Origin of the sequence: Enterococcus sp. AZ071 (assembly GCF_050499065.1) — a bacterium.
GTDB lineage: Bacteria > Bacillota > Bacilli > Lactobacillales > Enterococcaceae > Enterococcus_A > Enterococcus_A ferrettii.
Map to the genome: position 1 here is coordinate 3006197 of NZ_JBIPAS010000001.1, position 24490 is coordinate 3030686.

24 protein-coding genes and 1 other annotated feature are annotated in these 24490 nt (G+C 41.6%); of the genes, 22 read left to right on the top strand and 2 right to left on the bottom strand.

Annotated features, from left to right (window positions below; all coding sequences use genetic code 11):
- The first annotated feature begins 21 nt into the window (after positions 1-21).
- From IGI49_RS14815 to IGI49_RS14855, 9 genes are all read left to right on the top strand, one after another.
- On the top strand, positions 22-1173 hold the full coding sequence (locus IGI49_RS14815; protein WP_429962321.1) for a PIN/TRAM domain-containing protein: 1152 nt from the start codon (positions 22-24) through the stop codon (positions 1171-1173).
- Between the two features lie 89 nt (positions 1174-1262).
- The gene (gltX, locus tag IGI49_RS14820; protein WP_429962322.1) at positions 1263-2720 is read left to right on the top strand and encodes a glutamate--tRNA ligase; all 1458 of its coding nucleotides are present in this window, start codon (positions 1263-1265) and stop codon (positions 2718-2720) included.
- Positions 2717-2924 (top strand) — a binding site (T-box leader). Its footprint overlaps the gene before it by 4 nt.
- 115 nt (positions 2925-3039) lie before the next feature.
- Positions 3040-3573, top strand: coding sequence for a serine O-acetyltransferase EpsC (gene epsC / locus IGI49_RS14825; protein ID WP_207701389.1), 534 nt, complete (start codon positions 3040-3042; stop codon positions 3571-3573).
- Entirely contained in the window at positions 3566-4975 is a 1410-nt protein-coding gene (cysS, locus tag IGI49_RS14830) for a cysteine--tRNA ligase (protein ID WP_429962323.1), read from the top strand. Before epsC ends, cysS begins: the two co-directional genes overlap by 8 nt.
- Complete coding sequence (locus tag IGI49_RS14835; protein WP_429962324.1) at positions 4975-5379, top strand: Mini-ribonuclease 3; 405 nt, start codon at positions 4975-4977, stop codon at positions 5377-5379. Before cysS ends, IGI49_RS14835 begins: the two co-directional genes overlap by 1 nt.
- Positions 5363-6157 carry a 23S rRNA (guanosine(2251)-2'-O)-methyltransferase RlmB gene (rlmB, locus tag IGI49_RS14840; protein ID WP_207701392.1) on the top strand — a complete coding sequence of 265 codons (795 nt, stop codon included), beginning with the start codon at positions 5363-5365 and terminating at the stop codon, positions 6155-6157. Before IGI49_RS14835 ends, rlmB begins: the two co-directional genes overlap by 17 nt.
- The gene (locus tag IGI49_RS14845) at positions 6157-6681 is read left to right on the top strand and encodes an NYN domain-containing protein (RefSeq protein WP_207701393.1); all 525 of its coding nucleotides are present in this window, start codon (positions 6157-6159) and stop codon (positions 6679-6681) included. Before rlmB ends, IGI49_RS14845 begins: the two co-directional genes overlap by 1 nt.
- A gap of 70 nt (positions 6682-6751) precedes the next feature.
- Complete coding sequence (locus IGI49_RS14850; protein WP_429962325.1) at positions 6752-7333, top strand: sigma-70 family RNA polymerase sigma factor; 582 nt, start codon at positions 6752-6754, stop codon at positions 7331-7333.
- 108 nt (positions 7334-7441) lie between these two features.
- Positions 7442-7687, top strand: coding sequence for a Veg family protein (locus IGI49_RS14855; RefSeq protein WP_010756310.1), 246 nt, complete (start codon positions 7442-7444; stop codon positions 7685-7687).
- Positions 7688-7783: 96 nt separating this feature from the next.
- Here IGI49_RS14855 and mscL read toward each other — a convergent pair whose 3' ends face one another.
- A complete protein-coding gene (gene mscL, locus IGI49_RS14860; RefSeq protein WP_429962326.1) occupies positions 7784-8230 on the bottom strand; it encodes a large conductance mechanosensitive channel protein MscL in 447 nt (148 codons plus the stop codon).
- A 142-nt stretch (positions 8231-8372) separates the two neighbouring features.
- Here mscL and yfmF point away from each other — a divergent pair, with 142 nt between their 5' ends.
- The 9 genes from yfmF (at position 8373) to mprF (ending at position 20318) form a co-directional block, all read left to right on the top strand.
- Positions 8373-9635: an EF-P 5-aminopentanol modification-associated protein YfmF gene (yfmF, locus tag IGI49_RS14865; RefSeq protein ID WP_429962327.1), complete on the top strand. Its 1263-nt coding sequence runs from the start codon at positions 8373-8375 to the stop codon at positions 9633-9635.
- A complete protein-coding gene (yfmH, locus tag IGI49_RS14870; RefSeq protein WP_429962328.1) occupies positions 9628-10920 on the top strand; it encodes an EF-P 5-aminopentanol modification-associated protein YfmH in 1293 nt (430 codons plus the stop codon). The genes yfmF and yfmH overlap by 8 nt, the downstream gene beginning before the upstream one ends.
- 2 nt (positions 10921-10922) lie before the next feature.
- Positions 10923-11648: an elongation factor P 5-aminopentanone reductase gene (gene ymfI, locus IGI49_RS14875; RefSeq protein ID WP_429962329.1), complete on the top strand. Its 726-nt coding sequence runs from the start codon at positions 10923-10925 to the stop codon at positions 11646-11648.
- A gap of 14 nt (positions 11649-11662) precedes the next feature.
- Positions 11663-12532 (top strand): RodZ domain-containing protein, encoded by an 870-nt coding sequence (locus IGI49_RS14880; protein WP_429962330.1) that lies wholly within the window; start codon positions 11663-11665, stop codon positions 12530-12532.
- Positions 12533-12550: 18 nt separating this feature from the next.
- A complete protein-coding gene (gene pgsA / locus IGI49_RS14885) occupies positions 12551-13132 on the top strand; it encodes a CDP-diacylglycerol--glycerol-3-phosphate 3-phosphatidyltransferase (protein ID WP_207701400.1) in 582 nt (193 codons plus the stop codon).
- A gap of 158 nt (positions 13133-13290) precedes the next feature.
- Positions 13291-14538, top strand: a complete 1248-nt coding sequence (locus IGI49_RS14890; RefSeq protein WP_429962331.1) for a competence/damage-inducible protein A — start codon at positions 13291-13293, stop codon at positions 14536-14538.
- 117 nt (positions 14539-14655) lie between these two features.
- On the top strand, positions 14656-15708 hold the full coding sequence (recA, locus tag IGI49_RS14895; RefSeq protein WP_207701402.1) for a recombinase RecA: 1053 nt from the start codon (positions 14656-14658) through the stop codon (positions 15706-15708).
- Positions 15709-16016: 308 nt separating this feature from the next.
- Positions 16017-17573 (top strand): ribonuclease Y, encoded by a 1557-nt coding sequence (gene rny, locus IGI49_RS14900; RefSeq protein WP_429962332.1) that lies wholly within the window; start codon positions 16017-16019, stop codon positions 17571-17573.
- A gap of 183 nt (positions 17574-17756) precedes the next feature.
- A complete protein-coding gene (mprF, locus tag IGI49_RS14905) occupies positions 17757-20318 on the top strand; it encodes a bifunctional lysylphosphatidylglycerol flippase/synthetase MprF (protein ID WP_429964926.1) in 2562 nt (853 codons plus the stop codon).
- 40 nt (positions 20319-20358) lie between these two features.
- Here the strand turns inward: mprF and IGI49_RS14910 are convergent, their stop codons facing one another.
- Positions 20359-20763: an Hsp20/alpha crystallin family protein gene (locus IGI49_RS14910; RefSeq protein WP_207701404.1), complete on the bottom strand. Its 405-nt coding sequence runs from the start codon at positions 20761-20763 to the stop codon at positions 20359-20361.
- 152 nt (positions 20764-20915) lie between these two features.
- Here IGI49_RS14910 and ispE point away from each other — a divergent pair, with 152 nt between their 5' ends.
- From ispE to IGI49_RS14930, 4 genes are all read left to right on the top strand, one after another.
- Positions 20916-21767, top strand: coding sequence for a 4-(cytidine 5'-diphospho)-2-C-methyl-D-erythritol kinase (gene ispE / locus IGI49_RS14915; protein ID WP_207701405.1), 852 nt, complete (start codon positions 20916-20918; stop codon positions 21765-21767).
- Between the two features lie 225 nt (positions 21768-21992).
- A complete protein-coding gene (locus tag IGI49_RS14920) occupies positions 21993-22919 on the top strand; it encodes a metal ABC transporter substrate-binding protein (RefSeq protein WP_429962333.1) in 927 nt (308 codons plus the stop codon).
- Between the two features lie 19 nt (positions 22920-22938).
- Positions 22939-23619, top strand: a complete 681-nt coding sequence (locus IGI49_RS14925) for a metal ABC transporter ATP-binding protein (RefSeq protein ID WP_429962334.1) — start codon at positions 22939-22941, stop codon at positions 23617-23619.
- Positions 23592-24425 (top strand): metal ABC transporter permease, encoded by an 834-nt coding sequence (locus tag IGI49_RS14930; protein WP_429962335.1) that lies wholly within the window; start codon positions 23592-23594, stop codon positions 24423-24425. The genes IGI49_RS14925 and IGI49_RS14930 overlap by 28 nt, the downstream gene beginning before the upstream one ends.
- Positions 24426-24490: the final 65 nt, after the last annotated feature.

Here is a 24490-nt window from a genome sequence, read left to right on the forward strand (position 1 = left end):
TGACTACTTAGGAGGGAAGTTATGCAAAAACGTGTATTAACTGTCATTATCGTTTTAGTTGGAATCAGCATGGGGATTACTTTGCTGCCGGCAGCTTGGATGGCAATTGGACAAACAAACAACTTCTGGTTAAATAATTCTTTGACGAACGGCTTGATTGGCGCAATTATTTTTTCATTATTATCTTTAGCCCTCGTTGAACCAATTACAACTGGAGTAAAAAAAATCGAGAAACAATTAAACGAATTCAGCTTAACTTATTTACTGTTTGGAACGGTAGGGGCAATCATTGGTCTGACTTTAGGCCTGTTTGTAACTAACCCGCTTTATAATCTGGCGGTTCCATTTGTAAATAGTGCGCTGCCGATTTTAATCATGATTCTTTTAGGTTATTTGGGCTTTCGGGTGGGAACTACCCGGATTGATGAGTGGAAGAAAATATTTACCCCACGAACGAAAAAAACGGAAAACCCTGAAGGTGAAGTACTGGATCGTAAGGCCGATGATCATTTCCATAAATATAAAATTTTGGATACGAGTGTGATTATTGATGGCCGGATTTACGATATTGCAAAGAGTGGATTTTTAGAAGGCGTATTGATGATCCCTAATTTTGTCTTATATGAATTGCAATACATTGCTGATTCTGGGGACAGTTTGAAACGAGTAAGAGGACGCCGTGGATTAGATATTTTGAATTCTTTGCAAAAAGAAGACGGTATTGTAGTAGAAATGTACGATGGTGATTTTGAGGATATTAATGAAGTCGACAGTAAACTGATTAAATTGGCGAAGCTGCTAGACGGTGTCATTGTCACAAACGATTACAACTTAAATAAGGTTTCAGAATTTCAAAATGTGGCTGTGCTGAACATTAATGCCTTAGCTAATGCAGTGAAGCCAGTAGTAATCCCTGGCGAGAACATGAATGTCCTACTAGTAAAAGCTGGTACGGAGCGTCAGCAAGGGGTAGCTTATCTGGATGATGGAACGATGGTTGTAGTTGAAGATGGACAGCATTACATGAATGAACATATTGAAGTTGTAGTGACGAGTGCCCTACAAACAGCGGCTGGTCGTATGATCTTTGCCAAGCCGGCCCATTCCAATCGCAACATTAAGGATGATTCTCCTGAAAAGAAAATTGAGTATCAAGAGGGGAAAAAGGATTGACCCTTTACTAAACAGCCGATTGATTGTACAATTTGAGCAGTAAAGCAGGCGCAATTATCTGCTTAATTATGCGGGAAAGAGGAGTTCACATGTCAAAAATTCGTGTGCGTTATGCACCAAGCCCAACTGGACATTTACACATTGGAAATGCCCGGACAGCGTTATTCAACTATTTATTTGCCCGTCACAATGATGGTGAATTTATCATTCGTATTGAGGATACCGATCAAAAGCGCAACATTGCAGATGGTGAAAAAAGCCAGCTAGAAAACTTGGCTTGGTTGGGAATGGATTGGGATGAATCTCCTGACAAGCCTGGAGAATACGGCCCTTATCGTCAGTCGGAGCGTAAAGAAATTTACCAACCGCTGATTGATCAATTATTAGCCAGCAATTTAGCTTACAAATGCTATTGCACAGAAGAAGAATTAGAAGTAGAAAGAGAAGCACAGCGTGCCCGCGGCGAAATGCCTCATTATGGCGGCAAATGTGCAAGCTTGACTCCTGAGCAGCAAGCGGAAAAAGAAGCACAGGGCTTAGAGCCAGTTATCCGTTTCCGTGTACCGCGCAATACAACCTACAGCTTTGAAGATATGGTAAAAGGCGAAATCAACTTTGAATCAGATAATGTTGGTGGCGACTTTGTTATTCAAAAACGTGATGGTATGCCAACCTACAACTTCGCGGTAGCAGTAGATGATCACATGATGAAAATCACCCACGTCTTGCGGGGAGATGATCATATTGCCAATACACCAAAACAATTAATGATCTACGATGCCTTTGGCTGGTCTCGACCAACATTTGGGCATATGACTTTGATTATTAATAGTGAAACAGGCAAAAAATTGAGCAAACGTGATGAATCAATTCTGCAATTTATCGAACAGTACCGCGAATTAGGCTACCTGCCAGAAGCAATGTTCAATTTTATTGCGTTATTAGGCTGGTCGCCAGTTGGTGAAGACGAAATTTTCTCTCAAGCAGAATTGGTTAAAATGTTTGATACTAAACGTTTAAGCAAATCTCCAGCTGCCTTTGACCAAAAGAAATTAGAATGGGTAAATAACCATTACATCAAAGAGATGGACTTAACTGCGTTGACTGAATTGTGTCTGCCGTTTTTAATTAAAGCAGGTAAAGTAGAAGAAAATCCAAGTGAAGAGCGTAAAAACTGGGTGAAGCGTGTAGTTGGTTTGTATCAGCCGCAAATGAGCTTTGCTGCAGAAATCGTAGAAGTTTCTCAATTATTCTTTGAGGAACATCCGGCACTAGATGAAGCTGCTCAAGAAGTCTTGGCACAAGAATCAGTACCAATGGTTTTAAGTGCTTTTAAAGAGCAGTTGGAAGACATGCAAACTGTAGATGCTGCAAGTGTCTTGGCAGCCATTAAAGCTGTTCAAAAAGAAACAGGTATCAAAGGCAAGAACCTTTGGATGCCGATTCGCGTCGCAGTTAGCGGTGTGACACATGGACCTGAATTACCTGAAACCGTCGAATTGTTAGGTAAGGAAAAGGCTTTGGCACATTTAAATCAAGTAATGTAAACACATCGAAAAGAAGAAGTAGCAGAAAAAATCCTTTTTAGAGAGTCTGTGGGTGGTGCAAACAGACAGGGATTAGCCTGTGAAATGCATCTTGGAGTGGTTTTGACGAAAGAATGGTAGTCAAAAACGTAAAAACGGACGTTACCCGTTAGAGGCAGCAAAGCTGCGAACAAAAGTGGGACCACGTGAACACGCGTCTTTTGAGGAAACTCAAATGATGCGTGTTTTTTGTTGTTACTGCTCGAACATATTAACGGTCGTTCTCTTGGTAGTTGCAAGTAAGGGAATTTCGTTGTCTGAGTATAAAGGAGCGATTAAAATGGGATGGTGGAAAGAAGCAATAGATGCTGCCAAACGAAATGATCCTGCCATTAAGTCAAGTGTGGAAGTCGTGTTAACATACCCTGGGATACATGCTTTATTTTTCCATAAGCTGTCCCATTTTTTCTATCGACAAAACCTGTTCTTGTTGGCGCGGATTCATTCTCAGTTTTGGCGATTTTTAACTGGAATTGAAATTCATCCTGGCGCCAAAATTGCCTCGGGAGTTTTCATCGACCATGGTGCTGGGGTAGTGATTGGTGAAACAGCAGAAGTCGAAGAAGGGGTTGTTATGTTCCATGGTGTAACATTAGGTGGAACAGGTAAAGATACAGGGAAACGACACCCAACAGTTCGTAAGGGAGCCTTTGTTTCGGCCAATGCCCAAATATTAGGGCCCATTGAAATAGGAGCTGGCGCAAAAATAGGAGCGGGTGCTGTTGTTTTAGCCAATGTCCCTGATCAAGCTACGGCAGTTGGAGTACCAGCTAAAGTAGTTAAAATTAATGGAAAGAAGGTTCAACATGATTGAAATATATAATACCTTGACCCGAGAAAAAGAAGTGTTTCATCCAATTGAAGAAGGAAAAATTCGCATGTATGTTTGCGGACCAACCGTTTACAATTACATTCATATTGGAAATGCACGCAGTACAATTGCTTTTGATACTATTCGTCGCTATTTTGAATATCGGGGCTATGAAGTTAACTATGTATCAAATTTTACCGATGTTGATGACAAAATTATCAAAGCTGCGAAAGAATTATCAATTACTGCTCCTGAAGTAGCGGATCGTTTTATTGCGGCTTTTGAAGAGGATACGGCTGCGTTAAATGTTAAACCGGCAACTTTGCATCCACGAGTAATCAATCATATTCCTGATATCATTGACTTTATCGCGGCATTGATTGAAAAAGACTATGCGTACGAATCAAATGGAGATGTGTATTACCGTACGCGCAAGTTTAAAGACTACGGTGAATTAAGTGATCAATCAATTAATGAATTAGAGATCGGAGCCAGTCAACGAACTGGAGCAGAGCAGTTGCAAAAAGAAGATCCATTAGATTTTGCACTTTGGAAAACAGCCAAGCCAGATGAGATTTCTTGGGAATCCCCTTGGGGTAAAGGTCGTCCAGGCTGGCATATTGAATGCTCAGTCATGGCAACCAAGCATTTAGGTGATACCATTGATATCCATGGTGGCGGACAAGATTTGGAATTTCCTCACCATGAAAATGAGATTGCTCAAAGTGAAGCAAAAACGGGCAAAAAGTTTGCCAATTACTGGATGCACAACGGGTATGTAACTATTGGCGAAGATGATGAAAAAATGAGTAAATCGTTGGGAAACTTTGTAACTGTTCATGATATGGTGAAGGAAATTGATCCGCAGGTGTTGCGCTTTTTTATGGCAACTACTCAATATCGCCGTCCAATTCGTTACAGTGAGGCGACAGTAAGGGATGCACAAGCTAATCTGCAACGGCTGCGGAATACAGTTGAGAATGTTAACTTCCGTAAAGAAACTGCAGTAGACACATTAGCAGATGATGAACAAAATATTCAAGCAATCCAGACTTTGGAAGCAAGGTTTATTGGAGAAATGGATGATGATTTCAATGCAGCCAATGGAATTACGGTGGTCTATGAATTGGCTAAATGGTTGAATCAATACATTGAAAAGGCTGAGGTTTCTGCTGTTGTCATACAGCATGGTCTGGAAATGTTTCTGCAATTGTTGGCTGTTTTTGGTATTACCTTTGAGACAGCTGAACTGTTAGACGAAGAAGTGGACCAACTTATTGCTGAACGTAATCAAGCCCGTAAAGACAAAAATTTTGCCCGCAGCGATGAAATCCGTGATCAACTGAAAGATCAAGGAATTATACTAGAGGATACACCGCAGGGTACGCGTTGGAGAAGAGCCTAATGATTGATGTAAAACAACTAAGCGGATTAACCTTAGCCTATGTAGGAGATGCTATTTATGAGAGCTATGTGCGAGATTTTCTAGTCCTTTCTGGACAAACTCGCCCCAACAAACTACATCATATGGCTACTCGTTACGTTTCGGCTAAAGCCCAAGCAATGCTGATTCATGAAATGGAAGAGGTCAATCTGTTAACCGAGGAAGAGCACGGCGTTTATCGTCGAGGTCGGAATGCGAAAAGCTATACATCAGCGAAAAATACCGATAAAATGACCTATCGTATGTCAACCGGTTTTGAAGCGGTAATGGGGTATCTGCATTTACTGGGAGAAAAAGAGCGTTTAGAAGAATTAATGAGTTGGTGTATTAAGAAAGTAGGTGAACTGGATGAAAGAGAAACGTAAACGTAAGCCGCAAAAAGCGGTAAATTTACCAGAAGAAAACAATAACGAAGAGAAAAATTTTGTCTTCGGACACCACGCTACGGTAGAAGCATTGCAGGCAGGTCGGGGAAACAAATTATTTTTACAAGAAGATGCCCGTGGAGAAAAAATCGAACAGTTGAAAGGATTGGCTCAGACTCAGTCAGTTCCAGTCAAATGGGTGCCTAAGCAAAAGCTGGACACCTTAAGTGATCACGGAGTCCATCAAGGAATATTGTTAGCTATCACACCTTATCAGTACTTAACCTTAGATGAGCTGATGGAACAGGCCGCAGCTGTTGAAGCACCCTTCTTATTGATATTGGATAGCTTAGAGGACCCCCATAACTTTGGCTCAATTTTGCGAACAGCAGATGCCAGCGGAGTAAATGGCGTTGTGATTCCGAAGCATCGTTCCGTTGGGATTACGCCAGTGGTAACTAAGGCTTCGACGGGTGCAGTAGAATATGTGCCGATCGCTCGAGTAACAAATCTAAGTCAGACCATCAAGCAGCTGAAGGATGCAGGCTACTGGATTTTCGGAACAGACATGAACGGAACGGCTTATCATCAATGGAAGGTGGACGGTCCCATTGCTTTGATCATTGGAAATGAAGGCAGGGGCATGAGCGCAGGTCTGAAGAAAGAAGTTGACGAAATGTTGACTATTCCAATGACGGGACATGTTCAAAGTTTAAATGCTGGGGTTGCTGCGGGTCTTTTAATGTACGAAGTACTCAGAAAGCGAAGTGGCTACTAATGAAAAAGCAACTGCTGTTAGTGGATGGCTACAATATGATCGGTGCCTGGCCTGAACTCTCCACCCTAAAAAAACAGGATCATTTGGAAGAAGCTCGTGAGGAATTGCTGAATCGTCTGTCCAACTATGCTAAATACCAAGGATTAGAAATAATTGTAGTATTTGATGCCCAGCTGGTTCCTGGTATTCAGAAAAGCTATCAAAAGTATCAACTGACAGTGGTCTTTACCAAAGAGGATGAAACTGCTGACAGCTATATCGAACGTACTGCAGGCGAACTGAATGATCGCTTGACTCAGGTTACAGTGGCAACTAGTGATTTAGCTGAGCAGTGGACTGTTTTTTCGCAGGGGGCTTTGCGGACCTCTGCTCGTGAATTGTACAAGGATCTCAAAAAAACGGAAGAAACTATTTTAGGCGATGCAAAAGACACGCAATTTACTGATTTTCGCCGGAATTCTCCTTGGAACGAGCGACAATTACAAGATTTGTCCCAAAAAAGGGACGAATTGAGTCAAAAATAAAAAGTATTTCTCTAACCACTTCTAATCTGAAAAAAATCAGGTATCCTTTTATTCAGGAGGGAGTGGTTAAATGGAATTGGAAGAATTAAAAGATTGGTTGGCAAAAGCAAAACTGGGTGATGAAGAAGCGTTTGAAAAACTGTTTTCCGCTTATAAGGGTGTTGTGTATGCGATGCAACAGGTTTACTACATACGAATCTTTGATGAGGATGATTGGCTGCAAGAAGGAAGGCTGGCTATGCATGATTCAATCATGAATTATCAGCATGGCAGCCATGCAACCTTCGGACTCTACTTTAAACGAGTTTTAAAAAACCGGATTGTTTGTGAACTGCGCAAACAAGAGGCGGAAAAAAGACGAAGTAATAAAAATACGATTTCGGTAGAAGGAGAAGGTGTAGGGTATCTTGCCCAACGGTTAGTTTACAATGAGCAAATAGAGGAAAGGATGATTGTTCGAGAAATACTCAATAATCTTACGATTGAGTACTCTTTACTTGAAGCAAGAATGCTTGATGCTTACATAAATGATAGTGATATTGCAATGGTTGCAAAGGAGTTAGAAATAGACCTTGCAAAAGCCGAGAGTGCTTTAGGGCGTGCCAAAAGAAAACTTAAAAAAGAGTTATATTATCAAAAAGATTGTTTGTAACCGGATACAAAGCGGGCGGGTGTTGATAAGGCTTGCAAAGCAATTTCTTTTATGATAACATTGTAAAATTCATCTTTTTCTGTTATACTGTAGGTTGAGGTGAACTGTATGCCAACAACTTTAGCAACCATCAAGCAGAGCTTAGAAGATCGCTTAGGCAGTCCGATTTTACTAGTCGCTCAAACAGGCAGAAAACGTCAAACACAACGCAGAGGAATTCTAACAGAGATCTATCCATCTGTGTTTGTAGTCGATTTGGATCCTGAAGAAAATTCTTTTGAACGGGTATCTTATAGTTATTCCGATGTATTAACACGTACAGTAGAAATTGAATTTTTAACTGAAGCAGTCTAAGAGCCATGGAGCAGAAATGCTCCGTGGTTTTTACTTTGCCTAAAATGTTAGAAAGCAGCGAGCTTTGGTGTGATCCCAAGCTCGCTTTTTAGGTGCTTATTCCATTTTATCTTTGTCGCTGGTATTTTCTTGGAGATGCTTTTGCTCAGCTAACATGTCGCGGATATCTGCCAAATAGTCTTCTGCTGTTGGTGCTGCTAATTCTTCTTCTGCTTCTTCTTTGGTGCCTAATTTTTTTGCTCTATTGGCTGTTTTGACAATTAAGAACAAGACAAAACCAGTAATCAAGAAAGTAATAATAGCACTAACGACATCGCCAAAAGCAAAGGTTACACCCTTGACTGGTGACCAGTCTAAGACTGAAACGGCATCCTCCAAATTTTGACCTCGTGTAAATAACGAAACGACTAAGCCGACCAATGGGGTAATCAGACCCTCAACAACTTTATTTACAATAGCGGTAAATGCACTCCCGATAACGACCCCAACAGCTAAATCAAGCACGCTGCCGCGCATTAGGAAGTCTTTGAATTCTTTAATCATGTTATTCCTCCTTACCTTTACATTAACTAGTATAGCGAACTCCCTAAAAAAGATGAAACAAAAGGCTTGCTATAGCAAATGCCAGCTTTACCCATTTTCCTGTGCTATAATTGAAGGTAATGACAATTAAAGGAGCTTGTATATGATTCGAATAAAAAAAGGCATTCGGCTTCACGTCTTACCGACGAAAAAATATAAAACGATTCAAATTTACGGACGCTTTACAACGCGGCTGCACAGAGAAAAAATGACGACCCGGACACTATTAGCGAACTTATTAGAGACAAATTCACTGAATTATCCTGATCAAACGAAACTGAGTGCTCATTTAGCGGAGCTTTATGGAGCAGGTTTTGGCTTGAGTGTTGGACGTAAAGGAAATCTGCACTGGATGAATCTTGGAATCAGTGTTGTAAATGGAAAGTATGTAGATGACCCAACGATATTGGCTCAAGCGGTGGACCTGTTTAAAGAGGTTCTTTTTTATCCTAATATTAAAGATGGCCAATTTGACGAGCAGACCTTCCAACTAGAAAAGGAAAACCTAAAGGGCTATTTAGAAAGCCTGGAGGAAGACAAGCAAACCTTGGCTTCTTTAAAATTACAGGAGACTTATTTTACTGATGAAGCACAACAGATCCCTAGTTTTGGCACAGTGGCTGATTTGAAGCAGGAGACTGCTAAAACCTTGGCCGACTATTATCAAGAGGTAGTAACCAAAGATCAATTGGATCTTTTTGTGGTAGGAGATGTGACCGAAACGGAAGTTGCAGACTTGTTTGAGGCCTTGCCATTTACGGATCGTGAAGAAAGCTCGCCAGAAATTTATTATGATCAAACAGTCAGCAATGTTATTCGTGAACAACAGCTGCAGGAAGCTGTAATCCAGGGCAAACTAAATTTGGCTTATTCAACGGGCATCTACTACGAAGATGCGCAACGTTTTCCATTATTGGTCTTCAATGGTTTATTCGGAGGCTTTCCTCATTCGAAATTGTTTATGAATGTACGAGAAAAAGAGAGCTTGGCCTACTATGCGTCTAGCAGCTTTGATACTTTTCGAGGGTACATGAGTGTTCAGACAGGGATTAACAGCGAAAATCGCAATAAAGTACTGCGTTTAGTTTCAGAACAGCTAGAGGCTTTACAGCTAGGTGATTTTACCGATCTAGCCTTCCAGCAAACAAAGGCAATGCTGAAAAACCAGTATTTATTAGGTCTGGATCGTCCGCAAAATACAATTGAAATTGCCTATTTGGATCAATGGCTGCCTGGCAGTCAATTATCGGATGAAAATTGGCTGAAACGCTTAGAGAAGGTGACTAAAGAAGAGGTGCAGCAGGTTGCTAAACAGTTACAGCTGCAAGCGATCTTCTTTTTAGACGGAGGAAAGCAAAATGGATAAGCAAGTCTATGAAAAAATCAATGAAACCTTATATAAAGAAATTTTGCCTAACGGTTTAACCGTTTATTTGCTGCCAAAGGAAGGGTATCACAAAACTTATGGGCTGTTTAGCACTAATTACGGTTCTATTGATAATACCTTTATTCCTCGTGGTGGTGAAGAATTTGTGACGGTTCCTGATGGAATTGCACATTTTTTAGAGCATAAAATGTTTGAAAAAGAGGAAGGCGATGTTTTCCAAAAATTTGGTGAACAGGGGGCTTCCGCCAATGCGTTTACCAGCTTCACTCGCACGAGTTATCTATTCTCAACGACCGATCAGCTAGAGCTGAATTTGGCTACGTTGCTGAATTTTGTGCAGGAGCCATATTTTACGGAGGAATCCGTTCAAAAGGAACAAGGGATTATTGGCCAAGAAATTCAAATGTACCAGGACGATCCCAACTGGCAGCAGTTTTTCGGTATTTTGAAAAATATGTATCCTAAACATCCGCTGCACATTGATATTGCTGGCACGATAGAGTCTATTGCAGAAATTACAGCAGAGGATTTGTATACATGCTATCGTACTTTTTACCATCCTAGTAACATGACGTTATTTGTAGTCGGCAACTTGGAACCGAAAGCATTAATGGATTTTATTCGAGAAAATCAAGCGCAAAAAGAATTTGAAGCGCCAGAACCGATTCAACGCCAGTTTCCAGCAGAAGCCTTGGAGGATATCGTGAAGGTGAGCGAGCAGTCAATGCCAATTGCGATGCCGAAATCAATTTTAGGTGTTAAAGGAGTTGCTTCTTTGCCAGAAAACGACAAGGAACGCTTGATTTTTAAGTTGTCAGTTGATTTACTGCTTCAGCTTTTAGTTGGAAATACCTCTCAAAACTATTTACGTCTATACAACGAAGGAATCATTGATGATAGCTTTGGGTATGAATTTTCTCTAGATCGCAGCTTTTACTTTGCCGATTTTGGTGGAGACACAGATAAGCCTGAGCTCCTGGCTGAAGAAGTGACGAAAATTTTATTGAATTTTGAACAAGACACAGAGATCAATGAAGAGAACTTAGCATTGCTGAAGAAAAAAATGCTAGGTAAGTATTTCCAGTCGTTGAACGCATTAGAGTATGTAGCGAACCAGTTTACTCAATCTCTATTTGGTGAATGGACGTTGTTTGACATGCCAGAATTGATTCAAAGTGTACAGCTGGAGGATATTTTGGCAGCTGGACAGCTGTTAATTAAGGAAGAGGCTTTCAGTCGTTTTTATATGCGTAAGGAGGGATAAGCATGCCTTACGGTCTTGTGATGGGTGCCAGTGGAGATATTGGACAGGCGATTTGCTATGCGCTAGCAGAGGAAGGCTGGTCGCTTTACTGTCACTATCATCGCAATCAGGAAAAAGTATTAAGTTTAGTTTCAGACTTGCGGCAACGTTATCCTCAGCAAGATTTTTTTGTGGTATCCTTAAACATGCTAGAGGAATCTGCAATCTCAACTTTTGTGAGTCAGTTATTTCAAGTCGATGGCATCATTTTTGCTTCAGGGTTTACGGTGTATGAATTATTACCGGAGATAACGAGTCAGCAAATGGACAGCCTATGGCAGATTCATGTGAAAACCCCGCTTTTATTACTGCAGCAGCTGCAAGTAAAACTAGCCCAAAATAGTAGAGGACGAGTCGTTTTTATCAGCTCGGTCTACGGTCAGCACGGCAGTAGTATGGAGACAGTCTACAGTGCCGTTAAAGGGGCGCAGGAAGGCTTTGTTAAAGCGTATGCTAAAGAGGTAGCTACCTTAGGCATTACGGTTAATGCTATAGCTCCTGGAGCGGTTAACACTCAAATGAATCAAAACTGGTCAACAACTGAAAAAGTGAGCTTAGCAGCAGATATTCCTTTAGGTCGAATGGCCGAACCCAAAGAAGTGGCAGCGGCATGTAAATATGTATGTTCAAAGGAAGCCAGCTATACAACAGGCACTACATTGGTGGTTGCCGGTGGCTGGATGGATTAAGGAGTAGAAAACGAGTGGCTAGTATAAATATAGGTGAAACATTACGAAAAGCCCGAATCGATCAAAGGATTAGTCTGGATGAGCTGCAGCAAAAAACGAAAATTCAAAAACGTTATTTGATAGCTTTAGAAGACAATGACTTTCACTTGCTGCCAAGTGATTATTATTTGCGAGCATTTATCCGCCAGTATGCCGAAGAGGTTAAACTGGATGGCAACTATTTATTAGATGTTTATGACGGAAAAGACCAGCCTAAGCCGGTCTACCCTGAAATTGAACCCGTAGAAGGCTCCCGCAAAAATAAGCATGCTGAGCATCCCACCAAAAGACGCGTCAAGGCGAGTTTGCCGGCGGTGCTTTTAGGCTTGGTTGCATTATCGATTATTGTGGTAGTAGGATATATGATGTGGTTGGATAATCAAGGTGAACCAATTATAGCTCCAAACAACTCAATGGCTGTAGAGGGATCAGTGAGTTCAAGCGCAGCAAAAAGTACCAGCGAAAGCAGTTCGACGGTGGAAAGCACGAGTGAATCGTCCTCTGAGCCGAAAGAACCCAAAATGGCAATTACAATGGAAAACAATACCGCCAGTGAAGCTCAAATGAAGGTTGATCAAATTAAAGCTCCGGTTAAGTTAACCTTTACTGGCAAGGAACGTGTCTGGATTGGTGTTCAAGTAAATGGCGCATTGATTTATCAGTACACCCTGCAGCCAAACGAAACGCAATCCACTGAACTACCTGCTGACACAGCAGAAGCGTTGATTACTGTTGGGATTGCTCGTTATGCAGATGTGCAAATAAACGATGAACCGTTGGATTATCAACCTAATAATTCAGCAAGCCAAAAGAATATTCGCTTAAAAATGAATTATGCGGAATGATAAGGAAGGAGCAAGACAGTGAACTTACCAAATAAATTAACGGTTATCCGAATTTTTATGATTCCGTTATTTATGATTATTGTGTTGGCCCCGTGGGATTGGGGTACGATTATGGCTGGAGACACAGCGTTGCCGATTACACAGCTAGTTGGAGCAATCGTTTTTGCGATAGCCAGTTATACCGACCATTTAGATGGTAAAATTGCGCGCGCCAGAGGGTTAGTGACCAACTTCGGTAAATTTGCCGATCCGTTAGCGGATAAAATGTTGGTGATGACTGCTTTTATTATTTTAGTAGAACAAGGCAAAGCACCTGCTTGGGTTATTGCAATTATTGTTTGCCGTGAATTAGCAGTAACGGGATTACGTTTACTGATTGTTGAACAAGGTGGCGGAGTGATGGCAGCAGCTATGCCGGGTAAAATCAAAACTGCTACCCAAATGATTGGGATTGTGTTGCTGTATTTGAATAATGTGCCGTTTAATTACATAGGCATTCCCGTGGATCAAATTATGTTGTATGTCTGCTTATTCTTTACAGTCTATTCAGGATACGATTATTTTGCTAAAAATACAGGCTTATTCAAAGGCTCAATGTAAAAATGTGGAAACTGCGAAGTGCGCTTCGCAGTTTTTTTGCGTCCTAAAAATCCGCGATGCCTGCAAGTCATTGAAATTCCTGCAAAAAAGTCCCGAAATTTTATTTTTTCTGGTATAGTTGAAGGGAAATTGCGTATCTTAAGAAAGAAGTGAATGAAATGAAAGCAGAAATCATTGCTGTCGGAACAGAATTATTAATGGGTCAAGTAGTCAATACCAATGCAACCTTTTTATCAGAGCAATTGGCGGATTTAGGAATCGAGGTGTATTACCACACAGTCGTCGGAGATAATCCGAGACGCTTGGAGGAATTACTGCAGCTGGCGGATACTCGCAGTGATCTAATCATCTTAGGCGGCGGCTTAGGACCGACTGACGATGATTTAACAAAGAATGTATTAGCTGACCATGTGGGGGTCCCCTTGGTTCAAGATGCTGAAGGATACGCACACATGATGACCTTCTTTAAAAATCGTCAGCATCCAATGACTCCAAATAATTTACGGCAAGTAGAAACATTAAAGGACGGTATTCCTTTGAAAAACCGGACTGGACTTGCGATCGGATGTCTTTACAAAGGCGAAAAGAACAATTACATCTTATTGCCTGGACCTCCTAGTGAATTAAAGCCAATGTTTCTAGAACAAGCAAAACCATTATTACAAAAAGAATTTCCAACACAAGAAGTATTGACTTCTCGTGTCCTGCGTTTTTATGGTATTGGCGAGTCACTGTTAGTAACTGAGCTGGCTGAAATGATTAAAAATCAATCCAATCCAACTATAGCGCCGTATGCCAAACCAAATGAAGTTACCTTGCGAATTACAGCCAATACAGCAGATGATACTTCGGCAACGGTATTATTGGATCAGGCAGAAGCCGAAATTATGGCTAAGGTTGGCGAATATTTCTATGGCTATGGCGACACTAATAGTCTGGAAGAAGTAACTGTTGATTTATTGAAGGAGCACCAGTTAACAGTTACAGCAGCTGAAAGTCTGACTGCTGGTGAGTTCCAAGCGACCTTAGGACAAATTCCGGGAGTTTCAGAGGTTTTCCCTGGTGGTTTTGTTACTTACTCGAAAGCGACTAAGGAAGCATTCTTGGGTATTGATCCAGTCTTATTGGACACATATGGTGTAGTGAGTCCAGAATGTGCGCAAGCGATGGCAGAACAGGCTTTAGCTAAAGTAGGAACAGATTTTGCAGTTTCCTTCACCGGTGTAGCAGGTCCAGATGAGTTGGAAGGGAAAATACCGGGTACTGTCTACATTGCCTTGGCACAGAAGGGTAAAGAAACTCTTGTAACGGAAAATCATTTTTCTCGTGATCGTTCATATGTGCGTCATAGCGCGGTTATGAAGGGACTAGATTTAATCCGTCACGCAATTTTAAATAAAGATTAAAATGCGAATGTTTGTTCGTTTTTTGCTTGCTTTTTTGACTGCAAACCGATAAACTAATACTACTGACCCGAAGAAAACCATTCACTGAAATGTTTTTATTATAAGGAGGATTCGCGCTTGGCAGATGATCGTAAAGCAGCCTTAGAAGCTGCAATGAAGAAGATTGAAAAGAACTACGGAAAAGGCTCCATCATGAAACTAGGGGATAAGATTGACCAACAAATTTCAACTATTCCTAGTGGTTCGCTGGCTCTAGACGTCGCGTTAGGTGTAGGCGGATATCCGCGTGGACGTATTATCGAAATTTACGGACCAGAAAGTTCTGGTAAAACAACAGTTGCATTACATGCGATTGCTGAAGTACAAAAACAAGGCGGTACTGCAGCCTTTATCGATGCGGAGCATGCATTAGATCCGCAATACGCACAACACTTGGGTGTTAATATTGATGAATTACTGCTTTCTCAGCCAGATACTGGTGAGCAGGGCTTGGAAATTGCTGATGCATTGGTATCCAGTGGTGCAGTAGATATTATTGTTATCGACTCGGTAGCAGCATTAGTACCTCGTGCTGAAATTGATGGCGAAATGGGTGCATCCCACGTGGGACTGCAAGCTCGTTTGATGTCTCAAGCACTGCGGAAATTGTCTGGTTCTATCAACAAAACCAAAACGATTGCCGTATTTATTAACCAAATCCGTGAAAAGGTTGGTATCATGTTTGGTAATCCAGAGACAACTCCTGGTGGACGTGCGTTGAAGTTCTATGCAACTGTTCGTTTAGAAGTGCGTCGTGCTGAACAGCTGAAAAACGGTACAGATATCGTTGGTAACCGTACTAAGATTAAAGTAGTCAAAAATAAAGTTGCTCCGCCTTTCAAAGTAGCGGAAGTTGATATCATGTACGGCTTAGGAATTTCACAAGAAGGTGAACTTCTGGATATGGCAGCTGAACAAGACATCATCGACAAGAGTGGTGCTTGGTACAGCTACAAGGAAGAACGAATCGGTCAAGGTCGGGAAAATGCAAAGAAATATTTAGCAGAACATCCTGATATGATTGCGGAAGTTTCTACTCGTGTACGTGCTGCCTATGGTATCGGTGAACCAATCGAGGTTCCTGAGGATGCAGAAGAGCCTGGACAAGAAGAACTGCCTCTAGAAGATTAAATGAGAGCACGGACGAGAGCTATTTTATCTCGTTCGTGTTTTTTTGTGCTCGGAAGCTCTCAAGGCCTACTATGGCAGCTTAAATCACTGATAGAAAAGATTGAAAGGATTTAAAAAGATTCTGCAGGTATTTTATTTATGCTAAAAACAATGGCATCCGTCAAATAAAGTTGACACCCTATCTTTCAAACATTAGAATAAAGTTGTGTGACTATACACACGCATGCAAGTAGGCATATTGATAATTTTAACCACGTTTATCAAAAAACTACACATAAAAAAAATAAGATAGTACGGAGGTGGATTCAATGACAGTTCCTATTCTCCTCGCTATCATCGGTTTAATTGTCGGTCTTGGTTTAGGATTCATGGTTGCCAAATCACGTCATGAAAAAGAAATTGATGGGGCACAAAACTCAGCTAGAGGGATTATTATTCAAGCAAGAAAAGAAGCTGAAACCTTAAAAAAAGAAGCTTTGTTGGAAGCCAAAGAAGAAAACCAGCAGTATCGAGCACAAATTGAAAGTGAGTTGAAAGAAAGCAAACAAGAACTAAAAACGCAAGAAAATCGCTTGCTTCAAAGAGAACAGACTTTAGATCGTAAAGATGATTCTCTAGAGAAGCGTGAAAACTCACTGGAAGACAAGGAAACAAAACTCAGTGCTAGACAGCAATTAATTGACGAGCGAGAAAAAGAAGTAGAGCAACTAATTGAAGAACAACAAACAAAACTAGAACAAGTCGCATCATTATCTAAAGATGAAGCGAAAGATATCATCATGAGAACAACAGAGGAAGAACTAAACCATGAATTAACAGTCATGGTGAAGGAATCTGAACAGCGGGCAAAAGAAGAGGTTGATCGTAAAGCGAAAAACCTTTTGGCAATGGCTATTCAACGCTGTGGAGCCGATGCTGTTTCTGAGACAACTGTTTCTGTTGTCACACTGCCAAACGATGAGATGAAAGGTCGAATCATTGGACGTGAGGGGCGGAACATCCGCACATTAGAAACATTGACTGGAATTGACTTAATCATTGATGATACACCTGAAGCAGTCGTATTGTCAGGGTTTGATCCGATTAGACGGGAAATTGCCCGCATGACCTTAGAGAAGTTGATTCAAGATGGACGGATTCATCCAGCCCGGATTGAAGAAATGGTCGAAAAATCTCGTAAGGAAATGGATGAACGCATTCGCGAATACGGTGAACAAGCCGCATTCGAGGTTGGGGCGCATACCCTGCATCCTGATTTGATTAAGATTTTGGGTCGTCTGCATTTCAGAACAAGCTATGGTCAAAATGTTCTAGACCATTCCGTAGAAGTTGCCAAGCTGACGGGTGTCTTAGCTGCCGAATTAGGAGAAGATATCCAAATGGCGCAGCGTGCAGGCTTACTGCATGATATCGGGAAAGCCTTGGATCACGAAATTGAAGGTTCTCACGTTGAGATTGGCGCCGAATTGGCAGCTAAATACCGCGAAAACTCAATTGTGATCAATGCGATTGCTTCTCACCATGGCGACACAGAAGCAACTTCAGTGATTTCGGTGCTGGTGGCAGCAGCTGATGCAGTATCGGCAGCTCGTCCAGGAGCCCGCAGTGAATCATTGGAAAATTACATTCGACGACTAGAAAACTTGGAGAATATCTCCAACAGTTTTGAAGGAGTTGAATCTAGTTTCGCCGTACAAGCTGGACGTGAAGTTCGCGTAATGGTTAAACCAGAAGAAATTTCTGACTTGGAAGCGGTTCGCTTGGTTCGCGACATTCGTCGCAAAATTGAAGACGAACTGGATTATCCAGGCCATATCAAAGTAACAGTTATCCGTGAAACACGCGCAACTGATTACGCCAAATAGTAATTGATAAGACAAAAATCCTTCGTGATTTTTGTCTTATTTTGTTTTTAAAAAGTTTTTTTATAGTCTGTCAATTTTTTTATCAAAAAGTTCGTAAAATTAGGCAGTTTGAAGTTGGCAAATGAGGTAGAATAAGCTACGATAATAGAAAAGATGAGTAGGAGAAATCAAGTGAAAAAACGTATGACGCCCATGAGCGAATGGTTTAAACGTCATGCTACCTTATTGAAGATTCTTTTCTTTGGTGTTGTTTTATTTTTCGTGGCCAATCAAGTAACCCATATTGCCCAGGGGATGAGCTGGCATGAGGTTTGGCAGACGATTCAGCAGCAGGATCAGTGGTCTTTACTAGGGATGCTAGGAGCCGGTTTGGCTGGTGTAGTCCCGATGCTCCTATATGACTATGTAGCGATTAGAACATTAGAAGATGAAGGTCGTCCCCGGATGGATGTCAGTGATTGGCTGATTGCCGCTTGGACGACAAATACGATAAATAACTTAGCTGGATTTGGCGGGGTCGTAGGAGCAAGCCTGCGGGCGAGTTTTTATGGCAAAAATATGGAAAGAAAAAAAGTTTTGGCAACCGTCTCAAAAATTGCTTTGTTTATGTTGAGCGGACTGTCGATACTAGCCTTCATTACTGCCTTGGATTTATTTCTATTTCGCCAGGATAACCCCTTTGTAAGATACCGCATTTGGCTATTATTAGGTGGTGTTTTTGCGCCACTTTTAGGAGCACTGGTTTATTCTCGCCGAAAGACCTTATTTAAGGAGTTTAAGCTCAAACGAATTGCGATTCTCTTTTTGGCCTCATTAGGTCAATGGCTGGGGGCTTTGGCTGTATTTTTAACAGTGGGCCACCTGATGGGGATTGAATTGGCGATCAGTGCAGTATATCCGATGTTTATTATCGCCACCGGCTTTGGGATGCTTACCATGATTCCTGGAGGAGCTGGTACCTTTGATGTCATGATGATTCTAGGGTTAGGACATCTAGGATTAAGTCAAAGTCAGGCAGTCGTTTGGATTCTGTTTTATCGGGTATTTTATTATTTACTGCCATTCTTATCAGGTATTCTGATCTTCTTGACCAGTACCAGTGTACGAATGAACCGTTATTTTGATAATTTGCCTCGTATTTTATCACAAAAGGCAGCTCATGCGGTGTTAGTGTGTGCCGTGTATTTTGCCGGAATCATGATGATTCTATTATCAACCTTTACCAACCTCTCGAATTTAAGCCGTCTATTTGAAGTACTGCTGCCTTATTCCTTCGATTTTTTGGATCAAACCTTGAATCTGCTAGTTGGCTTCCTGCTATTGGGATTGGCCCGTGGGATTGCTGAGAAAGTACGTAAAGCATTTTGGCCGACAATTGTACTGTTGGTCTTTGGGATTGTTAATACGGTTTCTAAGACCGCTTCTTTGCGTTTAATTGTTGCTTATCTGATTGTCCTTCTGATTGTCTGGGCATCGCGTAAGGAATTTTCACGAAAACGTTTTGTTTATTCATGGGGAGCGCTGATTGTCGATGGTTTGATTTTTGGAATCTTGTTTATTTTCTATGCAGTAGCTGGTTATCACAGTGGACAATTTTGGCGAGCGGAAGCTATTCCTAATCGTTACTTCGCCTTTCCTTCAGAGGAAATCTGGGTTTCAGGAATTGTTGGCTTGATTCTTTCAATTTTGTGTCTGGCACTTTTGTACCAGTACCTGACTCAAGGCAAGGAAGAATTGGGAACAACTTGGGATGAGAAACGGTTCAGTTACTTAATTAACCGTTATGGTGGAACTGCGGCAGGCCATTATTTGCGCTTACCAGGCTATACGTACTATTATTATCAGGAAAATGGCAACGATCAGATTGTTTTTGGGTTTCAAACGAAAGCGAATAAGTGTTTTGTCTTAGGAAATCCTATCGGTAATCGGGAAAAGTGGCAGGCTGCAACGATTGCTTTTCTGGAGCATGCAGATCGTTTAGGTTACCAGTTAGCCTTTTATAAGATTTCCGATGACTATGTTTTGCTGCTGCATGATTTAGGCTTCCATTTTGATAAAATTGGAGAAAATGGTGTGACTGATTTTCGTTCTCATCCGAGGGAAGTCTTTTCTGACCGTTTCGAATTTAAACGGTTGACGAATGAAGGTTACCAGTTCATTTATTTCAAAACAATTCCAGATGAAGTCTATGAAGAAATGCGGGAGATCTCAGAGGAATGGTTAAACGGAGAAAAGGAAAAGCATTTTTCTGTCGGACGCTTTGACCGTGCTTATCTTGACGCGAGTCAGGTGGGGATCGTCAGAGACCCAGCTAATCGGATTGTGGGGTTCATTTCCAAACAGCCGATCGATGCTAACCGCAGCTCGTATGATTTGCTGCGTTATCGTAATGATGTTCCTAAAGAGCTGCCCACCTTCCTGAAGCTTCAGCTGATGGACGAAATGAAACGGCAGGGAGTTCAACAGGTCTATCAAGGGATGGCTCCTTTGGCTAAGGTGGGGGAAACCTCCTATTCCTTCTTAGGTGAGCGGATTATGAATTTGATTTATAAATATGGGAATTCCTTCTACGCTTTCCAACAAGTAACGGAGGAGAAAACCTTGTACGTAGATTATTGGCGGCCGCGCTATTTTGCCTACATGAAATCCAGCAGCTTCTTATTTTCAGCATTGCAGCTGCTGCTGTTGATTGGACGGGGCAAAAACAAGGGTGTCGCCTTAACCGATGAGATGATTGAAGTATAAAAATACGACCTGAATTCCAAAGGAGTTCAGGTCGTATTTTTTATTGGATATCAATTTTTTTACGGGGTGGGCGATCGGCTTCAATTTTAGGTAACGTTAGGGTGAGCACGCCATTTTCAAAAGCCGCAGCGATTTGATCTTCCGCCACATTCTTTACAACAAATTGACGACGCAGAGCCGTGGTGGATCGTTCCTTTCGTAAATAGCGGCCAGTATCCTCTTCTTTGCTAATCGAGTGTTCAGCTGAAATAGCTAAGATTTCGCTGTCGTACTCAACCGTAATCTCTTCTTTAGTAAAGCCAGGTAAGTCTGCGGTCACTTCATAGCGCTCAGGAAACTCTTTTACGTCCACGTTTAACTTTCGATCATCGCCAAAGCTGTTCAACAATCGTCCGACTAACTCTTCTCCGTCTAACCAGTCTTTTCTTGGAAATAGTCCTGCCATAATGCTCTCCTTCTTTCCTTTTTCTTTAATCGTAAGCGTTCCTGAGAAAATATTCAACCGATAATATCGAAAGCATGATAAAATGGAGTAACTATACTTTTACGAGGAGCTATGATAGAATTTCCTAGTGAAAAATTTGAATAGGTGAGAAAATGGAAATCATGGAAAAAGCGCCGGCTAAGATTAATCTTGGCTTGGACATTCTTGGTAAACGTCCAGATGGCTTGCATGAATTATCAATGGTTATGGCAAGTATTGATCTGGCGGATCGTTTGCATCTAGAGGAAATTCCTAAAAATAAAATTATCATTGAAACCAATAAGGCTTTCTTACCCACTGACAAGAAGAATCATGTGTATGAAGCATTGGAGCTGGTGAAGGATCGTTATCAGATCGACACTGGATTGAAGGTGCATATCCATAAGCAGATTCCGGTTGCAGCTGGTTTAGGCGGTGGCTCGACGGATTCTGCTGCTGCCTTGCGGGCAGTGAATCGTCTGTGGCAGCTTGGCTTATCGATTGAAGAGCTGGCGGCTTTAGGAGCTGAAGTGGGCTCGGATGTTCCTTATTGTGTATATAGTCAGACCGCATTGGTTGAAGGCTTTGGCGAAAAGGTAACACTGCTGCCATCGATGCCCCAGTGCTGGGTAGTGGTGGTGAAGCCGCGAATGAGTGTTTCAACCCGCAGTATTTTTTCGCAGATTGTTATGGAGGACTTATACCATCCTGACATCTCGGCTTTAATCAAGGCGATTGAAACGCAGGACTATCAGATGATGACTGAAAACTTGGGAAATTCGATGGAAGTAGTAACGATCAAGAAACACCCGATTATTCAAAGAATCAAAGACCGAATGCTGAAATATGGAGCGGATGCCGCGATGATGAGCGGCAGCGGTCCCACGGTTTATGGGTTATGCCACAAGCGTTCACGGGCACAACATATTTACAATGCATTAAAAGGGTTCTGTGATGAAGTCTATCTTGTTCGAACCTTAAAGTAAGATCCACTTGTGGGTCTTTTTTTCTGTTTTTGACAGCTGAAGCTAACAAAAAATAACGCTATTCAAATATATTTATTTTTCGTCATATGAATAAATTGACATGTATTTTACGGTTTGATAAGCTTTTTATTTATTAAAACGTAAAATTTACGCTTTGAGTTGACGGATAGAAAAACATCTGTTAGATTGTTTTAGATCAAAAGCATTTGAAAGGTGTGAAATAAAATGAAAAAAAGTATTCTTTTCATAGTAGCAATAGCTGCGGCAGGTCTGCTGGCTGCATGCGGCAATCAGAAGCAAGACACTGTAAAAAACGATAAACTGCAAGTCATGACGACTTTTTACCCCATGTATGAATTCACAAAAGAGGTAGTCGGTGATAAAGGCGATGTGAAGCTGTTAATTCCAGCTGGTACGGAACCTCACGACTATGAACCCTCTGCTAAGGATCTAGCGAAAATAGCAGAATCGGATGTCTTTGTTTATAACAGTCCGGAATTAGAAACATGGGTGAAAAACCTGACAGACACTGTCGACACCAAAAAGACGGCAATTGTTGAAGCCTCTAAGGGCATTTCTTTAATGGAAGGTTCTGAAGAAGAGGGCGAAGAAGAACACGACCATAGCCATGTGTTAGACCCTCATGTATGGTTAGATCCTGTCTTAGCAATCAAAGAGGTAGAGACTATTCGTGATGATTTAAGTAAGAAGTATCCTGATGATAAAGACGTTTTTGAAAAAAATGCAGCAAACTACATTAAAAAGCTGCAAGACTTGGATCAGAAGTACCAAGCAGCCTTCACGGATGCCTCCAACAAAACATTTGTGACGCAGCATGCGGCCTTTGGCTATTTAGCTAAGCAATATGGCCTAACACAAGAAGCGATTGCAGGAGTTTCACCAGATCAGGAGCCTTCACCTGCTCGTTTGAGTGAATTGAAGCACTACGTTGATGATAACCATGTCAGCGTGATTTATTTTGAAGAAAATGCTTCTTCTAAAGTAGCTGAAACCTTATCACAGGAAACAGGGGTTAAATTGGAAGTGCTAAATCCGCTGGAAAGCTTAACGAATCAACAAATGAAAGACGGCGAGAGCTATTTGACTGTGATGGAAGAAAACCTAGCCGCACTGAAAGAAAGTATTAAGTAAGAAATAAGGAGAAATGACAATGTCTTATATACAAGTAGAAAATCTTTCTTTTTACTACGATGATGAGCCTGTATTGGAAAATGTTTCCTACCATGTAGACCCGGGGGAGTTTGTCATTTTAACTGGTGAAAACGGAGCAGCCAAATCCACACTGATTAAGGCTACGCTTGGCCTTTTAAAGCCCAGCAGTGGTCAAGTGACGATTGCCAAACAAAATACGGCGGGGGGTAAATTACAGATGGGGTACATTCCCCAGCAGGTTGCTTCCTTTAATGCTGGCTTTCCCAGCACAGTGTTGGAATTGGTCAACTCAGGGCGCTATCCTAAGGGGAAATGGTTCAAAAAATTAACGGAGCGGGACCACGCACATGTAAAAAAAGCTTTGGAGGCCGTAGGTATGTGGAATATGCGGCATAAACGAGTGGGTGAGCTGTCTGGTGGACAAAAACAGCGGATCAGCTTGGCCCGGATTTTTGCTAATGATCCTGATTTGTTTATCCTGGATGAACCAACAACCGGGATGGATGAACATTCTCGGAACAATTTTTACGAATTGCTGCAGCACAGTGCTCATGAGCATGGAAAAAGTATTTTAATGATCACCCATGATCACGATGATATTAAGGGCTATGTGGATCGGCAAATCCGTTTAGTGCGGAAGGAGGATTCTCAATGGCGCTGCTTTCATATGAATTCATGATCCGAGCCTTCTTGGCAGGGATTTTTATTGCGGGGATTGCACCGATGCTGGGAGTCTTTCTAGTGATTCGTCGGCAGTCGCTAATGGCTGATACCTTGTCTCATGTTTCGCTGGCAGGGGTAGCCTTAGGATTTTTCTTAAATTTGAATCCAACTTTGACGACCTTGCTGGTTGTGGTCGTAGCAGCAATTATGATGGAGTACTTGCAGAATATGTACAGCTCTTACTCAGAGATCTCAATTGCGATTTTGATGGCCGCTGGCTTAGCGATTGCTTTAGTATTGATGAAGTTGGCTCCGGGCAGCTCAGCTATCAGTATCCAGTCTTATTTGTTCGGCTCGATCATTACGGTTACTTGGCCGCAGGTTGGCTTTTTAGGCGCCTTATTCGTCCTAGTTGCTATTTTGTTCTTCCTATTCAGACGGCCAATGTATGTGTTGACCTTTGATGAAGACATTGCAGCAGTTGATGGATTGCCAGTCCGGCTAATGTCTATGATTTTTAACGTGGTAACCGGTGTGGCAATTGCAGTGATGATTCCAATTGCAGGTGCTCTGCTGATTTCAGCAATTATGATCGTTCCGGCAGCAACAGGAATGCGTGCGGGCAAGAGCTTTAATGTGGTTATTCTAATTAGTGTGATCATCGGATTGATTGGAATTATCATCGGATTGACCAGTACCTTCTATATGGATATTCCACCAGGAGCAACGATTACGCTGTGCTTTATTGGTCTATTCTTGCTGATGAACGTATTTCGTCGGCTGAAAATGCTGTTTCAACGAAAAAGAAACCAAAATGATTAGAGGAAAGCGAAGGCTTCTCCTCTCTTTTTATGCAATTTATTAGAAAAGCCGAACTTTTTCCGTCA

Excerpts from the sequence above, each read along its gene's own strand:
- ymfI (WP_429962329.1), top strand. The coding sequence starts at position 10,923 with ATGCCTTACGGTCTTGTGATGGGTGCCAGTGGAGATATTGGACAGGCG.
- IGI49_RS14835 (WP_429962324.1), top strand. The coding sequence starts at position 4,975 with ATGATTGATGTAAAACAACTAAGCGGATTAACCTTAGCCTATGTAGGA.
- yfmH (WP_429962328.1), top strand. The coding sequence starts at position 9,628 with ATGGATAAGCAAGTCTATGAAAAAATCAATGAAACCTTATATAAAGAA.
- IGI49_RS14850 (WP_429962325.1), top strand. The coding sequence starts at position 6,752 with ATGGAATTGGAAGAATTAAAAGATTGGTTGGCAAAAGCAAAACTGGGT.
- rny (WP_429962332.1), top strand. The coding sequence starts at position 16,017 with ATGACAGTTCCTATTCTCCTCGCTATCATCGGTTTAATTGTCGGTCTT.
- IGI49_RS14920 (WP_429962333.1), top strand. The coding sequence starts at position 21,993 with ATGAAAAAAAGTATTCTTTTCATAGTAGCAATAGCTGCGGCAGGTCTG.
- mscL (WP_429962326.1), bottom strand. The coding sequence starts at position 8,230 with ATGATTAAAGAATTCAAAGACTTCCTAATGCGCGGCAGCGTGCTTGAT.
- IGI49_RS14910 (WP_207701404.1), bottom strand. The coding sequence starts at position 20,763 with ATGGCAGGACTATTTCCAAGAAAAGACTGGTTAGACGGAGAAGAGTTA.
- epsC (WP_207701389.1), top strand. The coding sequence starts at position 3,040 with ATGGGATGGTGGAAAGAAGCAATAGATGCTGCCAAACGAAATGATCCT.
- rlmB (WP_207701392.1), top strand. The coding sequence starts at position 5,363 with ATGAAAGAGAAACGTAAACGTAAGCCGCAAAAAGCGGTAAATTTACCA.
- IGI49_RS14815 (WP_429962321.1), top strand. The coding sequence starts at position 22 with ATGCAAAAACGTGTATTAACTGTCATTATCGTTTTAGTTGGAATCAGC.
- IGI49_RS14890 (WP_429962331.1), top strand. The coding sequence starts at position 13,291 with ATGAAAGCAGAAATCATTGCTGTCGGAACAGAATTATTAATGGGTCAA.
- gltX (WP_429962322.1), top strand. The coding sequence starts at position 1,263 with ATGTCAAAAATTCGTGTGCGTTATGCACCAAGCCCAACTGGACATTTA.
- IGI49_RS14845 (WP_207701393.1), top strand. The coding sequence starts at position 6,157 with ATGAAAAAGCAACTGCTGTTAGTGGATGGCTACAATATGATCGGTGCC.
- ispE (WP_207701405.1), top strand. The coding sequence starts at position 20,916 with ATGGAAATCATGGAAAAAGCGCCGGCTAAGATTAATCTTGGCTTGGAC.
- yfmF (WP_429962327.1), top strand. The coding sequence starts at position 8,373 with ATGATTCGAATAAAAAAAGGCATTCGGCTTCACGTCTTACCGACGAAA.
- IGI49_RS14855 (WP_010756310.1), top strand. The coding sequence starts at position 7,442 with ATGCCAACAACTTTAGCAACCATCAAGCAGAGCTTAGAAGATCGCTTA.
- cysS (WP_429962323.1), top strand. The coding sequence starts at position 3,566 with ATGATTGAAATATATAATACCTTGACCCGAGAAAAAGAAGTGTTTCAT.
- IGI49_RS14925 (WP_429962334.1), top strand. The coding sequence starts at position 22,939 with ATGTCTTATATACAAGTAGAAAATCTTTCTTTTTACTACGATGATGAG.
- mprF (WP_429964926.1), top strand. The coding sequence starts at position 17,757 with ATGACGCCCATGAGCGAATGGTTTAAACGTCATGCTACCTTATTGAAG.
- IGI49_RS14930 (WP_429962335.1), top strand. The coding sequence starts at position 23,592 with ATGGCGCTGCTTTCATATGAATTCATGATCCGAGCCTTCTTGGCAGGG.